Raw genomic sequence first — 15,399 nt, forward strand, 5'->3', positions numbered from 1 at the left:
AGGACGTGTACGTCGCGTCAAAGCCGCCAACAGTTTTGTGACAGCACTGTCATCTTTTGAGAGCGCGGCAACGCATGCAGGCGGATCCTGCCTTTGCCACGCGTCTTCATTGCAGAACGTCGATTGCTGCGGGAGATCCGGGATGCGTGAATCGTTGATGGCGGGCCTGCGCGCTGCCCTCATCCTTGCGCTGTTGCTGGTGTTGCCCCCGGTGCGCGCTGTCGAGACGAAGAAGCAGGAAGACACCGCGCCCTGCATCGAAGTACAGGTCAATGGCGAGCGCATTCCGGCGTGGGACTGCCTGCAGCGCAAACTTGCGCCGGCATCGAAAGCGGCGAAATCACCGGCACTCTCCGAGGCCGAACGGCTGATGCGGCAGCCCGGCAACCAGCTGATGCAGTACAACCTGGAAGGCACGCGACAGCGCATGGGCGATGCCTTTGGTCGTTCGGTGGTACCGCAGCGTCCGGCGCGCTGAGCCTGCGCCCTTGTAGAGCCGAGCCCATGCTCGGCTGTCTTTGCATTCATCGGCGATGCCGCGCAGGAGCAGCCGAGCGTAGGCTCGGCTCTACAGTGCAACCGGCACGATGCCATCGCTTGGCAACGGCGGCAGCTCAGGCACCGGCAGGCTGCGCGATTGCCCGGCCTGGTTCAATTCGACCGCACTGGCACTGATGCTGGCCAGCACCGTGCAGGGTCCGAGCCGTTGGCCGGGCGCATACGCTTCCGCCGGGCGCCCATCCACCGAGAGCAGGGCCAATGGCGCATGGTCACCGGCCATCACGCCCAGTACGACCACCTCCGTCTGCACTGCCCCGGGAGACAGCAGCCGTACAAGCGGCAGGGTGGCCGCCGCATCGAACATCGGCCTTGCCGGCGCATCGGCATGCGCTTCGCTGGCGGCCGCCACGGGCGCTACCGCAGACAGAGTGACGCCCCAGTAGGCCACCACGGCCAGCAGCAGCGTTGCCGCCAGCAGGGTCAGTATGCGATTGCGATCCCAGCGCCTGCCATCCATGTTCCGCACCATCGCCACGTTCGTCCCCGCCCACGCTAGCAGCTGCCGCTGACGCTTTTGTTTCATCATGCACGCCTAGGCTGGGAGGCATCGGCCAGCACAGGAGGCAACGTCGATGCAGCGCATGCCGCGTGGTTTCACCCTGCTGGAACTGATGGTGGTGCTGGTGATCATCGGCATCTGCACGGCCGGAATCGGGCTGGGCCTGGGCAGCCTGCTCGACCCGGGCCGGCAGCTGCGACAGGAAGCCGAGCGGTTGGCGCAGCGCCTGCAGGTGGCGCGCGATGAGGCGCGCATCGATGGCCGCCCCCTGCGTTGGCAGGCCGACGCCACCGGCTATCGCTTCAGCCGACGCGAAGGCAGCGGGTGGGTGACCGTTGAACGCGATGATCTGTTGCGTCCGCAGAAGTGGCAGGCAACGGGCATTGCGGTGCAGCCCGCCAGCCCTGTTGAGCTGAGCCCGGAGTGGATCGGCATCGCCTGGGAGCTTGGATTGTCGCTGGAAGGTCGCACACTGCGTCTTCGTGATGATGGCAGCGGACAGTTGCAGGTCGTGCAATGAAGCAGGCGGCACGCGGATTCACCCTGATCGAAGTGCTGATCGCATTGGCGATCGTATCGATTGCACTGGCGGCGGTGATGCGCTCGGTGGCAGTGGCGACCGACGATCAGTCACGGCTGCGTGACCGTCGCCTGGCACTGATATGTGTACAGGACCGCTGGCAGGAACTGCGCTTGAGCGGGCAGGCACCGCAGCATGCCCGGCAGCGCTGCGTGCAGGGGCGCAGCAGCTTCCTGGTGCTTCAGCATCTGGGCACCGGCAGCGACGGCCAGCCGCAGTTGGAACTGAGTGTGGTTGCCGAGGATGCTCCTCGGCAGTCGCTGGCGCGGATGCAGTTGCCATGGACGGCTGCGCAATGACGCGCGCCGTGCGTGGTTTCACCCTGATCGAGGTGATGATTGCGATCACCATCATGGGCGTACTGGCACTGATCTGCTGGCGGGCGCTCGACAGCGTGACCAACAGCGACCAGCGCCTGCGCCAGGCCGACGCCGAGACCATGACGGCGCTGCGCGTGCTGCAGCAGTTCCAGCGTGATATCGAAATGCGGGCAGACGATGCATTGATGAATGGTGCAGTGCGGCCGGCCGATCAACCGCAGCGGCTGCTGCCTCCTTCGCTGGTAAGCGAGCGGCGCCCGGATGGGAGCTTCTCGCTGGAGATCACCCGCAGTGTCGGCAGCGACGGGCTGCACTGGCAACGGGTACGCTGGTGGCGGCAAGGCGATACGCTGTGGCGGGCCAGTGGTACGGCTACGGACCAGTACCCGTTGCCGGCGGCGGAACTGTCGAAGGGCATCGCTGTGGCGCGCGGGGTGCAGCGGTTCGAGGTGCGGGCCTGGCAGCCAGGAACGGGATGGGCCGTGTTGCCGAGCGAGGGCGAGGTAATGCCGGCCACCGGCCTTGAACTGCGGCTGGGCCTGCGCGACGGAGGTGGGCCGTTGAATTACCGGCGGGTGCTGGAGCTTTAGGCTGCTTCCCAAGGCAACGCATCCACGCATGGCGTGGATCTACTGGCGACCAAGGTCGGCATCTACCGTGACGCATTCGCGCGTCGCGCCTGCCGCCGGGCGCGCTCCTGCACCCGGCGGCGCCGTGTCGGTGGTCCTCACCGCTGATGGCGGCTCCCTGCCCTCCGTGCCGTTCTGGCTGGGGCCGCCACCGCTCCGTGGCAGCTGGCCCGATGCTGTCCGTTCCTGCAGTTCAGCTGGGTGCCGACCGTTGGTCGGCACGGTTGCAAGCGGGCTACCGGCGCTGCGTGCCCTCGTCGCGACTTGCCTGCGGGAACTGGAAGGCACTGTTGGCGTCATAGGCAGCGTTGGCAGTGTTGCCACGCGCCGGCGGGTTGATGCTGCTGGTGCCGCTGCCGAAGCCGAGGATCTGCACACTGATCACTGAGGGCTGGTTGCGCCGCGCATCATCCTGGCTCTTGCGCATCACGTCCTGTGCGGCCTGGCTGGCGCTGTTGGCCGCTGCACTGGCCGAGGCCAGCGCGTTGACGTTCACCGTGGCCAGCACCGGCAGGCCCTTGCTTTCGCCCTGTACCTGGATGTTGGCGGCGTTGAGTACCTGCAGCGCAGCAAGGTTGATGTTGCCCGACACCCGGATGCCAGCCTCGCCCGCATCGATGGTTCCCAACGGCGCGATCAGGTCGACGTCGCCCGGCGGCACTTCGGCAATCGGGTTCAACGTTGCGATGCCTGCACCGTTGGCCGGGGCCTGCGGCGACAGGATCACGTTGCCCCAGCCGTCATAGACGCGCCGCGGTGGCGTGTACAACAACGTAGTCTGCGACCCACGACCGGCATTGATGTCACCCTGCTCCGACCAGGCCAGTATGTCTCCACCGAACGTTGTCATCACCCGCGACAGCCCGAGCAGCACGCTGTCCTGGCTGAACAGGCGGATGTCACCCTGCCCTTGGGTCACCAGCCCGGCACTGGCCGGTGGCACCACGCCCTGTACACCCACCACGATCTGTCCGCCCGGCACCATCAGCTCGATGTTGCCGCCGGCTTCGGTACGCACGCCCGAACCGCCGTACATCACGATGTCGCCGGTGCGGTCGATGGCCGTTCCGGCAGCATCCTTGTCCGGCATCAGCGTGGCGATCGCCTCGCGCCCACGGAGGTACGAACCGAAACGCGGGCCTTCGGCATCGGTGTACTCGCGGCCGCCTTCACGCAGTTCGGCGTAGTAGACCTGGCGCAGGAAGATGCGCTGCTGTTCCTTCGGCAGCCGGTCGAAGGCCGCCAGGGCCTCGGCACCCTCGACAACCGAACCGAAGCGCTGCTGCAGCCATTGCTTCAACTCCTTGTCGTAGATCTTCACTGCCTTGCCGGGCTGCGATGCCAGCGACTGCGAGGCATCGGCGAGGTTGGCCGGATCCAGGTAGCGCGTGCGCAGTGCATCGAAATCAATGGCCTGATTGCCCGCCGTCAAGGCAATGCTTGCGCCCGGGCGCGTATCGCCCTGCACGATGCCGCCCAGGCTGACGATGCTTCCCGCCTCTTCCTGGCGCAGCTGGCGACCGGCGCTGACCTCGACATTGCCCGGGCCGGCCACCGTCAGATTGCTGCGGATGATGTCCCGGCCCGCCTCGATCCCGCTGATATCGGTTCCGCGGGTGTTGAGCGCGGTGACATCGGCGCTGATGACATCGCGGCCGGCGCGCAGCCGTACCGCCGAGCCCGCCTCAAGCCAGTCAAATACGGTACGTCCGCCATTCTGGCCATTGCGCGAGAGCTGCCGCCTGCTGCCGCTGCCCAGCCCGATGATATCGCCGGCCACGGCATAGAACCGGCTGACCGCCGTCGGCGTAGCCGGCAACGACGCACCAAGCGCGGTATTGGGACCGAACGCGAAATACGGCAGCACGGTGCCAGGGCTGGCGGCGTTCCCATCGACGGATACATTGCTGCGCACCGTTCCCGCGTTTCCGGGCCCCTGCGCGATGAAGCCGGGATCGAACGGACCAGGGATGCGGGCATCACTGCTGGAGCGCGCGATCTGTGTCGCTCGGTTGGCGGCCAGGATCGATCCTCCCGCCAACACCTCCAGCCGTCCCGACGCCGAGGGCGCCAGCAGGATGACGTCCTGGGCATCAGGCACACTGCCGCTGCGCAGATTGGCGAGATTGATGTTGCCGGAGGCTGCAATGGCGGTGAACCGGGAGGGATACAACCAGTAGTTGAGATAGATGTCGCCATTACTGGCGTTGTTTTCGACCACCTCCCTTGCCTGATTGCTGCCGCTAGCATGCTGCGTGCCCACCAGGCCCGGCGACAGGTTCCCGCCGGCGGAGAACAGGTCCAGCGCGGTGCGCGGCGTCCATAGCGAGAACCAGCTCGTGCCAGACGCGCGGCTGCCATCATCCAGCACGATCGTGTTGAAGTTGGCCAAGGGAACCCGGCCTGGATCGGCGGCACTACCCAGCACCACGTCGCCGCGTGCCTGCAACTGCGCGGTTGAGTCGCCCAGCACCAGCACCGGTCCGGCCATCGCAACCGGGCTGTCGGCCACCAGCGGATCCTTCAGGCCCAGTTGCCCATAGCTGGCCTGGACTGCACTGAGGCCTCCAATGCGCGCAGCGTCGATGCGGGTATTGCCACGAATATTGGTCAGCACGCCATTGACGTCCAGGTCCTGCTGATCCGATGTGCTGCCACGACTGCTGGCACGCAGGCCCGGATTCAGTGCCCCCCCGCTGCGCAGGGCCATGTCACCACCGCCGGTGACATGCAACTGGCCGTCGACCACGCGCCCGGTTGATCCGACCGCGACCGAAAGCGCACTCGAATGCGGCGAGATCTCGTATCCCAGCGCGTTGCCCATGCTGTCCAGCATGCCCATATGGCGGCCTGCGTCCAGGCTCAGATTGCCGCCCCCCAACGTCCCGAACCCGGTAAAGCCCACCAGGCGGGGGGTTGCATCCAGTTCAGGCCTCACCGTGCTGTAGGTTCCGAAATTGATCCACCAACTGGTCGGCGTCTGCACGACACCGCCGGTGGTGCCCGATCCCTGCCGCCACAACCAGTTGCCCACCGCTGCGCTTGAGTGGCCAGCCTGGTCGCGCTGGACCGTACCCGATTCCGCGCGGAAGCTCCATGTATCGCCGATGATGTCGCGCCCCGCCTCGATGCGCAGATTGCCGCCCTGGTCCGGATACCACGCCTGATAGCTGGCGAGGGCCGCGTCGTAGGCCCCGGAGGCCTGGCTCGAACCAAGCAGCAAGGTGTTCTCCGGCTTCGGCGCACGCGCCGCGTTGAAGCGCGGATCACTGCCATCACCCAGATGGGTGGGCGTACCTGCGGTGTAGACACCGAAGCCGGATTTCATGCGCACGTCCTGCGCCGCCAGCAGCGCCAGGTCTCCCTTGCCTGTACGCAACACGCTCCAGGCCGGCGAGCCCAGGCGCTTGCCGTAGGTGGTGACTTCGGTAAGCGTACCGCCGCCGTAGCAGTAGCCGGTGACTGCACAGATATCTTCCTCTGACATGCCCATCTCGGCGCCAAGTTCCGATGCAGGCCTGCCGACCCAGGACTCATCCCCCCACCACATCAGCGAACCTTCCTTGTCCACCAGGCGCGGCGCCGCGCCGCAGAACGGTCCCAGTTCACAGATGTCACCTTCGGCGACACCCAGCATTTCAGCCGCCTCCCGGGGCGACTTGCCGACCAGACTGTCGTCCCCCCACCAGAACAGCGAACCTTCCAGGTTGACGACACGATCGCCTTTCCATTCCGTTGTGGTGGTCACCGTACCGATGGTGCTGTAGTGGCTGTCGGCGAGCACGATGCTGCCGTCACTGCCCCAGCGACGCGTGCGCGGATCGGCAGACGCTGTATCTGCACCGGCCACCGCAGTCAGGTCCCATGACGTGGTCCCTTCTGGCAGCATCGAGGCCAACGCCCAATTGCGCCCCTGTCGGCCGCTGGCGTCGGCCACTCGCAGCTTCACCGGAGCGTCGCCGGCCAGTTCCACCCTGGTCATCGAGGGGATGATGGCACCGGCGTGCAGATCCAGCGCGCCGGAGAGCCGCATCACCATCGGCAACGCCACTCCGGCAGGCCAGACCTGGGCCGCCACCGGTGCCGGATTGCGCAGGCGGAAGCCGGCGCCCAGCCGTGCGCCTGCCTGAAGGGTGAGCGCCTGGGCCAGCACGGTGCCTGCTGCCAGCACCTGGCCGCCATCGGTGGTCACCGCCGCCCCCAACACACTGCCGGCGGGCAGCGTGAGCTCTGCCGACAGTGTCATGGCCACCGGCAGCACCGTACCCGACGGCAAGGTCAGCGCCTGGAACGGCAGGTCGTAATTCAGTGTCGCACCGGCGCGGAACTCAGTGCCGATCTGAAGCTTGACGCCCTCGCCGGGCACGATCAGGTCGCCACCAAATGCGGTGTTCGGCGAGCCCGCGCTCCGCCCTTCCAGCAGCACCCAGCCGTCCTCGTCCGGGTTGGCAGGCGGCGGCGCAAAACCGTCGTTGATGCTGCCGTAGACGTTGATATCGCCCTCGGCGCGCAGTACCAGCGCGGCCGATTCACCGAAGCCACGGCGCGCTGGATCAGTCCGGTTCGACTGCGGTCCGTAGCGGTAGCCGGACAGATCGATATCACCGGCCACCACCATGTCGCCACGCGGATTGTCAGTGCTGCTCCGCGCCACCAGCTGCACGCCGGGGCGCAGGCGGTAACTGCCCAGGGCGGCGGTGCGCTGCTGCAATCCCGTATTGGCCAGCGCGGCGTTCATCCACAGGCTGTTGTCCGGGTCCACCACCGTATCCAGCCATTGCTGGTTGATCACCTGCGGACGATGGCCGTGCACGTCTGGAGCGCTGGCCAGCGGCGCCGAATCGTAGCTGCGGAAGGCGTTGACCTGGAGGTCGCCGGCGCCGGCAATGCGGATACCGCTGGCCACTTCGATTGCTGCATCGTTGCTGCCCATGCGGGGCACGTTGAGCTTGACGCTGCCGCGCGCGCGGCCGTCGTTCTGGCCCGGGCCGCTACCGGTCGCCACCGACGTGCCGGCGCGCAGGTCCATCGAGGCAGCGGCACCCAGCTGCAGACTGTCGTTGGCCGAGGTCAGTTCAATCATGGCCCGGTTCGGGCTGTCGATGATCTTGCCATAGCTGTCCACGCGCAGGCCGCTGCCATGCGCATCCAATGTGCCATCGATACGCAGCACATCGCGGGCCGACAGGCGGATGCTGCCGACCTGTTCGCCACTGGCATCGATGCGGCCCTTGACCTGCAGGCTGCCGCCATCGACGCTGATATCAACGTTGCGTGCCTTCACTTCATCGCCGATCACCAGGTCGCCTTCGCTCAACTGGAAGGTCCGGCCACCGGTGATGCCGCCGGCGGTAAGCCGAGTGTTCAGGCCGGAGAAGTCCTGCAACTGGCGTGCACGCACCACCAGCTCGCCGCCGTCGTAAGGCACTTCGGTTCCACCGGCGTCGTAGCGACCGCCGGCGCCGCCCAGCAGGGTCCCGGCCAGATCGACACGGCCGCCCTGTGGGCCCAGCGCTGCAACGGTCAAGCGGCCGCCGCGGTTGTTACGGGCGGAAAGATCGATACGCGACCCGGCGTCGGCAACGATGTCACCTTCGCGGCTCGTCAGCGCCACGTCGCCGCCCCAGCTGTACTTGTCCACGTCGAACAGGCTGACCTTGCGGCCGGCCATGTCCAGCACCGCGTTGCTGCCAAGCGTCAAGCCCTGGCGGGCATTGGCTTCGAACCGGCCGGACGCCAGCGCCACCCGGCTGTCGATGCCGATCCGTTCGGCCGTGATCGACAACGCTGCACCCAACGCATCGCTGCCCGTGGTCGCCGCAGCACCGCGCAGCTGCACCGTTCCGCCATTGCGGATGGCCAGCTGCGCACCCGCGTTGCCGGTCAGCAGCGGGGTGACGATATCCAGCGCGCCGCCACTGAACTGCCAGCCGCTGCCTGCCACGTAGTCGCCCTGGCGCTGGAAGACGTCCAGGCTGCCCTTGCCGGAGAACAGCATGCGATCCGACGCCGCCAGCGTAACGCCGGCGAAGCCGAGCACCTGGCGATCCGCGGCCACCGACGAGCTGGGCCGGGTGAAGGGCGCACGCCCCAGCTCCAGCACCCGCGTACTGATCTCCAGCTGCCCTTGGCCCAGCCGCCCCACCATCGCCTCGCCGGCCGGTTGGGTCTGCTCACCGCCGGCCAATGCGGTGCCGGCCAGCGTACCGTCCCAGACCAGCGTATCGGCGAAGATGCGCGCGCGATCGGTAGCGCTGCCGTAGCCGTGAATGGCCGGTGCGCCCAGCACCAGGCTGCGCAGGCTGCTGCGACCGGTTGCGCCCTCACGAGTGTCCAGGTCCACGCTGCCGAAGACGTTGATGGCATCGCGCGCAGTCAGGCTGAGCGCCTCCAGCGCCGGCGCGCCGGTGGCGGTGTTTCCGCGCAGCAACCGCTGCAGCACCTCCTGGTTCATGGTCATGCCGGCCGGCAGGCCACCAGCCGCCGTTGCTGCCGCAATGGCTTCGGCACTACCGAGGTTGAGGGCCGACATGCCCAGGCCGAGCTGGCGCGTGCCATAGCTCACCGCGTCGCCAATGTTCAAGGCGCCGTCGGTGACCACATTGATGCTGCCTGCCGACAGCAACCGGGTCTGGCCATTGCAGTCCACCTCGCATCCGCCGATGTCGATCGCCACCGGACCGGCGGCACTGCCGCCCTGCGCACTGAGCGCCGTCAAGCGCTGGTTGGACACGGCAAGCAGGCCGCCCGACACCAGATAGGGCACCGTGGGCTGAGCCACGCGCGAGGGATCGGCTCCGGCCAAGGTATTGATCGAAGCGCCCTGCTCGACCAGGATCCCCTTGCCCCCGAACGCAGCCGACAACAGCACCTCCTGCGCCGTCAGGGTGACGCCGTTGCGCACCACGATGTGCTGCGCGCTGCCCTCCAGCGAATAAGTCGTCGCGTCACGTCGCAGCACGCCGCCGATCAGCATCGTTTCCGGGCGGAACGCATTGAGCGCCGAATCGAACAGGGTGGCACCGCTGCCGCTGCCGGTACTACCGCCCTGGGTAGCAATCTCCAGCATCGCCTCATTGGAAGCGAGCAGATTGACCGAAAGCGTGCCGCCCCGTCCGTCATTGCTGCCGGCGTTGAAGCGTGACACGCCCTGGAAGGTCGCGGCTGGCACGCTCGAACGTCCGGCGCCATCACCCAGCACCAGGTTGAGGTTGCCGGCATCCGTTGGCCGCCAGCGCAGCGCTTCACCACGCCGCTCGGCCACGCCCTGTACGAACGCGCTGTAGGAGCTCTCGTTGTAGCTGGCATGGCGGCGCACCACATCCGCCGACGTCAGCACCAGATCAGTGAGCAGCGGTGAGACTCCACCCCCCAGGCTCTGCGCCTGGTGTCCACTGACGCGCCAGGAGCCGGTGCCGGTCGCCACTGGCTGTCGGCTGCCGACGGCGCTTTCAGTCCCGACTTCGACACGGAATGCGCCCTTCTGCAGTGCGTAGCTGGCCGGCAGCAGCGTGTAGGTTCCCGCGGGCAGGCCGGGAACCCCGGCAGGGATGACAATCTGCTGGCCAACGCGCGGATCGGTGCTGCCGTCAGCGAGCGCCTGCGGCGCCTCCGTGCCCGAGCGTCCGGGCATGATCGCGTAGACCGCATTGTCACTGTCGCTGAAACGGTAGCGCGGGTTCGCATCCGCCAGCGCATGCCGCAGGACGTCCACCGAACCGCCCCGCCCGGCCACGAATGCAGCGCCGGACAGTTCACCGCTGCCGGACACGTCCAGCACGCTGCCCGCCACGCCATTGAAGGCGTTGGCCACGATGTCGATACCGATCGGGATGTTGTTCGAGCCGGGGCCCAGCACATCGAAGTCGGCACCGTTGCGGCGCCAGCCCACACCATCCACGGTGCCGCCAAACGGCAGCTGCAGGCCCGCTCCGCTCACCGACGTCACACTGCCTGCAAGCAGGTCGACGCGGCCGGCCACATCGGCGTTGAACTTCCGGCCGCCGAGCTGCACATGGCCCCACGGCACCTGCACATTGCCGCCCTGCACCACCGTCGCCGCCACCAGCTCCAGGCTGCCGAACGCAGAGTCCGGTGCCGGTTGCGCGCCGCCTGCAATGCCATGAATGCGCAGCACGGCGTCGGGGTTCTGCCAGAACGGCTCGCCTGAAGGTCCGATGTCGGGGACGCCGGCCACGATGCGTCCCTTGGCCCGGGCTGCCGGGTACAGGCGTGCGGCGCTGATGTCGATGGAACCCGGGCTTGCCAGCGTGGAGACCAGCGAACTGCTGGCGACCGGGGCCAGCAAGCGGATGTCACCGCGGCTGCGCAGCGCGACCTGATCAAAGCCCGCCAGCCAGGTCACATCACGCAGGTCGATCAGATCGGCGCCCACCTCCAGGCGATGCTGCCGGCCGGCGTCGAGGGGCGCCTCCAGCGGGCGCAACGTGCCTTCGCCGGCCGGTTGCCACCAGCGGCCCTGCGCAAGGCGGACATACGCCGCGGCCAGTTGCAGGTGACCGCCCTCGCTGCCACCCGGGACGAAGCCGAGGTAACGCTCGCTCAAGCCCTGGATGCGCAGGCTCTGGTCCATGCGCAGATTGACATCCCCCTGCGCACGGACGTCACCGAACAGGGCCAGATGATCGAAACCACCGGCCTCGATCTGCTCCACCGACAGTCCGGCATGGCCGTACTCGAGGCGCGCAGGCAGGTCCGCCGTCTGCGCGGCGTGCTGGGTCAGTGAGATCACGCGCGGTGCCAACACGTCCTTGCCGTTTGCCGTCCTGCCGTAGGTGCCGCCACCGAAGGCAACCCCCAGGGTGCCGCCGCGCGCGCCGTCGCCGCCGGCCGCTGCGTCCAGTTCACCCTGCAGGTACAAGGCATTGCCGCTGCGCAGCACGATGCTGCCGCCATCGCTGTCCACGCGGGTGCGCCCGCTGCCATCGATATCGAGCAGCGCCGATGCACCGGAGGCATCCAGCCGCGCCCCACGCTCCACCACCACGAAGGTATCGGGTGGCAGGTGGCGTACGTTGTCCTGGTCTTCCCAGTCCAGCGCGCCCCCGATCTCGATCGTTCCGCCCTTGCGCACCTGCCCGCGCAACGTCCCGCGCGCGTCGCGCAGCGAAACGGTATCGCCACTCACGTCCAACAGCGCGCCATCGGCGATCGTCCACTGACGCTCGCGGCGTGCATCACCACGTACACCGGATGGATCAAATGACTCATCCAGGCGGATGCGGCCGCCGGCTGCCTTCAGATGACCGGCCACGCTCAGGTTGCCGGCGCTGGACAGTTCGATCGACTGGCCCGGGTCGACCTCGATCCTGGCCCCCTTGCCAACGCGCAGGTCGGCCGTGGACAGCAGATGCCCCGCGCGCAGTGTCAGGCTCGCGCCGCCACGCTGCGACACGCGACCACTGCTCGGATCGGCCTCGTACAACGGTGGCATCCAGGCCTGCACGCCCTGCTCGCGGACCAGAGCCTGCCCTGCGCCGTCGGCCAAGCGCAGCGCGGGACGTTGCACCTGCAGCGGGGTGCCCTCTTCAACCGTCAAACCGTTGTGACCGGCGATGTCATAGCCGGCGAAGCCGCTGTTGAACAGCGCTGCCTGCAATCGCAGCGAGGCTGCCGATGCTTCCGTGCCGGGCGCGCCGATGGACACCGCACCGCCGGTTGCCAATATGAAGTTGCCGCTGCCATTGCCGAGCGCGCTGAAGCGCGCGCCCTCGCCGAAGCCCAGCCGGCCGCTGCCGTCGGTGGCGACCTCGGTGCTGGCTGCGAGCAGACTGACGCTGCCGCCCTTGCCGACTCGCCCCTTGCCGTTGGCATCGATCGCACCGCCGGCATCAACCAGAATCGCTGCTCCCTCGCCCACGCCGATATCGTGGCTGCTGTTGAAGCGCACCTGTCCGCCGTCGATCCACGCCTGTACGGGACCGCCCTCCGGCGCTGCAAGCGCGTTGCTCCAGCCACCGCCAAGATCGATCCGCGCGCCGGCCGCGACATCCACCGCACCACGTCCGGACGTCAGCAATGCCGTGGGCCCGCCAAGCGCCGCAAGCAGATTTCCGGCTTCCACCTGCCCGCCGGCAATCTGCACCGTTCCACCGAAGCTGACGCGGCTTGCGGTGAGCCCAAGCCGGCCGCCCTCCTGCAACCTGAGCGTGCCATCGAGATCGATACGGCCGGCCGACGCGAGGTCCACCTGCCCCCATCGCTGCGCGCTCAGCACCTCACTGTCCAGCCACACGGTATTGCGCTGTGCGTCCCCGACCGGCGCCTGCAGCGTCCACGGCCGGGGGTCGGCCTTGAGCGCTCCAATGCGGACATTCGAGTCGAACACCGCGCTGCGCCCGCTGTTGTCAAAACGCCCGAGCCACAGCTGGGCGTTGCGGGCCGCCGCCGTCTGTGCCTGCGCATAGCCGTCCTGCCCCTGATCGGGCCGGCGCGTCTGCTGTGCGCCCTGGAAGGCCACCGTATCCACCTGGCCGTCTAGGACGGCCGTGGGCGCCGAGATCAACAGGCGGCCAGCATCGCGTCCCACGGTGTAGCCATTGTCGAAGCGCTGGCCCGGGGCAACCAGCGGATTGCGGAACGATTCGGTCACCCCCCAACGTTCCTGCTTCAGTTCATAGCCCTGGTACAGGCCGTCGTACAGCATCTCCGCCGGCGCATCGTCAAGGCGGTACAACTGGCCATCGCGGCCACGCAGCCAGCTCTGCTGCACCACGCCGGACTGCACATCCAGGCTGCCACCGGCCAGATTGATGCGCGAACCGGCGTGACTGACGACTTCCTTGCCTGCCAACTGGACGGTGCCGCCCTGCGCTGCCCATTCGCTGATCGAATGCCCCTGATTGTCCAGGTAGCCACCCACTTCCAGCAGGCCGCCGCCGGCATACCAGCGCGTGCCTTCGTAGCCACCGGTACCGGCGGCAACTTCGGTCAACTGGCGGCGGTCGATCCACACCTCGCTGCTGATCAGCCTGCCACTGTCACGATTGTCCGGCGAGTCGCGCAGCTCGTTGCCCTGCACCTTCACCTTGACGTTGTTGCTTTCCATCGCCACCTGCACACCCACCGCACCGGAGACGTCCACGCGCGCGCCATCGTCCAGATAGCTGCGCCGGCTGGCGTCGGCGATCACCTGGCCGCCGGTGGCCACTGCCAGCGAGCCGGCCTGGAAGTTCACATCGCCGCCGGAGACGACTTCGATGCGCGATTGCTCGCGGCGGTCCTGCAGGCGCGAGAGATTATCGAAGGTGCCACTGTTGCTGGCACCGCGAAGCTTGTCCTGCTCGGCCGATTCCTTGATGAGCGCGTTGCGCTGGCTGTCCAGCGCCGTGCTCTTGCCATCGTCTTCCAGCAGTACTGCCGTGGTCGAGCCGGCAGCCAGGGTCACGCTGCCGGCCGCATCGGACGCCGAGTTCAACAGGTGCACCGTACCGCGCTGGTTCAATGAGGTGGTCGCAACGGCCACTCCAGCCTGCTCGACGGTGCGGCCGGCCAGCGTGACATCGCCTTCGCGCGCCTGGATCAGGCCACTGTTGCGAACGCTGCCAGCCGTGCTGTCAGCGACGAAGCGCGGCGCGATCTCGTTGCCACGGGTGGTCGATGCAGTGTTCTGCGCCGTGCCCACGCCGCGACGGATCACGAAACTGTCACCGGCGGCCAGCTGGGCCTGCCCCTTGCGGGTTTCAATCTGGCCCGCGTTTTCCACGCTGTGGCCAGCCAGCAGCACGTAGCCGCCGCCCCGTGTCGCCGTGGTCGGTTCGTGCGTGGTGATGCGCGCACCGCGTTCAACCATGACCTTGCCCACGGCGTCGGTCAGCGCCGAGGTGTTCGCGTCGGCACTGTACAGGCCCTGCTCGCGGAACTGCACATCGCTGATGCGCGCCGCCGCCGCGACCAGGTTGCGGACATTGACCTGGCTGTTGTTGCCGAATAGCACACCGTTGCGGTTGGCCACGAACACCGTGCCATCGGCCTTCAGCTGGCCGAGAATCTGGCTGGGCCTTGCGGCAGGATCATTGACCCGGTTCAACACGGCCCAGTCGGGGTTCTGCAGGAAGTTCAGCGTGGTGTTGCCACCAATGTTGAAGGTTTCCCAGTTCAGGATCGCCTGGTCGGCGGTCTGCTCGATGTTGACCAGCACCCGCCCCTCGGTGGTCTGCGACTGGATGGCCTCACGGGCGTTGATCCAGCCACGGGTCAGCGGATTCTCGTCGACCTTCAGGCCATCCTTGCCCAGGCCATCGGCCACAACGAAGCCCGCCTCGCGGCGCGCCTGCCGTGCCTGCTCCTGCAGGCGCTGCTGCAGGGCGATGGCCTGCGCGGCCGTGCCGAGGTTGTCGATGGACTGCTGCAGTTTCTGCCGCGCCGCATCCTGCTGCTGTGCGGGCAGCTGGAACTGGATGGGCACGCCGTTGGGCATGCGCCCGCTCTGTGCCGCCGCACCCTGCGCCGCACCGCGCTCGGCAAACCAGCCGGGGCTGAATGCCTGCTGGGCCTGGCTGGCCGGGGCCACCATGCTGCCCAAGGCCACGGCGACGGCCCAGGCCATCGGGTGGCTGCGCCACAGGGCGGCAGGGAAGCGGGCGGCGGGCGAATGCGGGTGCGACATCGGGGACCTCGTCAACCTGATGGGCCGCGCTGGCGGCGGCGTGTACGGATGGGCCTGCGCGAGACACGCCCTGCACCTCATAGACGGTGGCGGCGGCGTGAAGACGACAGGCACATCCCGGTCATGCAGCGGACATACGCAGAAGGCGCCGGCATTGCTGCCGGCGCCCTTGTGCATCTCCT

Annotated in this window: 6 protein-coding genes; 4 read left to right on the forward strand and 2 right to left on the reverse strand. The window is 67.8% G+C overall.

Annotation, left to right across the window (positions count from 1 at the left end):
- Positions 1-142 precede the first annotated feature (142 nt).
- Positions 143-478: a hypothetical protein gene (locus AC5P8Z_RS13925; RefSeq protein ID WP_286072035.1), complete on the forward strand. Its 336-nt coding sequence runs from the start codon at positions 143-145 to the stop codon at positions 476-478.
- 90 nt (positions 479-568) lie between these two features.
- On the opposite strand, the gene AC5P8Z_RS13930 is transcribed toward AC5P8Z_RS13925, so the two are convergent.
- Entirely contained in the window at positions 569-1,030 is a 462-nt protein-coding gene (locus AC5P8Z_RS13930; protein ID WP_286068541.1) for a general secretion pathway protein, read from the reverse strand.
- A gap of 103 nt (positions 1,031-1,133) precedes the next feature.
- Here AC5P8Z_RS13930 and gspH point away from each other — a divergent pair, with 103 nt between their 5' ends.
- From gspH to AC5P8Z_RS13945, 3 genes are read left to right on the forward strand one after another with little or no spacing between them, the layout of a single operon-like run.
- Positions 1,134-1,580 (forward strand): type II secretion system minor pseudopilin GspH, encoded by a 447-nt coding sequence (gene gspH, locus AC5P8Z_RS13935; protein ID WP_286068542.1) that lies wholly within the window; start codon positions 1,134-1,136, stop codon positions 1,578-1,580.
- Entirely contained in the window at positions 1,577-1,939 is a 363-nt protein-coding gene (gene gspI / locus AC5P8Z_RS13940; protein WP_286068543.1) for a type II secretion system minor pseudopilin GspI, read from the forward strand. Before gspH ends, gspI begins: the two co-directional genes overlap by 4 nt.
- A complete protein-coding gene (locus tag AC5P8Z_RS13945) occupies positions 1,936-2,550 on the forward strand; it encodes a prepilin-type N-terminal cleavage/methylation domain-containing protein (RefSeq protein ID WP_495229311.1) in 615 nt (204 codons plus the stop codon). Before gspI ends, AC5P8Z_RS13945 begins: the two co-directional genes overlap by 4 nt.
- 274 nt (positions 2,551-2,824) lie before the next feature.
- Here AC5P8Z_RS13945 and AC5P8Z_RS13950 read toward each other — a convergent pair whose 3' ends face one another.
- On the reverse strand, positions 2,825-15,217 hold the full coding sequence (locus tag AC5P8Z_RS13950) for a filamentous hemagglutinin family protein (RefSeq protein ID WP_495229312.1): 12,393 nt from the start codon (positions 15,215-15,217) through the stop codon (positions 2,825-2,827).
- Positions 15,218-15,399 lie beyond the last annotated feature (182 nt).

Source organism: Stenotrophomonas sp. YJH_SMC_17, from assembly GCF_059371655.1.

Coding starts and splice junctions, on each gene's coding strand:
- AC5P8Z_RS13925 (WP_286072035.1), top strand. CDS start 143: ATGCGTGAATCGTTGATGGCGGGCCTGCGCGCTGCCCTCATCCTTGCG.
- AC5P8Z_RS13930 (WP_286068541.1), bottom strand. CDS start 1,030: ATGGTGCGGAACATGGATGGCAGGCGCTGGGATCGCAATCGCATACTG.
- gspH (WP_286068542.1), top strand. CDS start 1,134: ATGCAGCGCATGCCGCGTGGTTTCACCCTGCTGGAACTGATGGTGGTG.
- gspI (WP_286068543.1), top strand. CDS start 1,577: ATGAAGCAGGCGGCACGCGGATTCACCCTGATCGAAGTGCTGATCGCA.
- AC5P8Z_RS13945 (WP_495229311.1), top strand. CDS start 1,936: ATGACGCGCGCCGTGCGTGGTTTCACCCTGATCGAGGTGATGATTGCG.
- AC5P8Z_RS13950 (WP_495229312.1), bottom strand. CDS start 15,217: ATGTCGCACCCGCATTCGCCCGCCGCCCGCTTCCCTGCCGCCCTGTGG.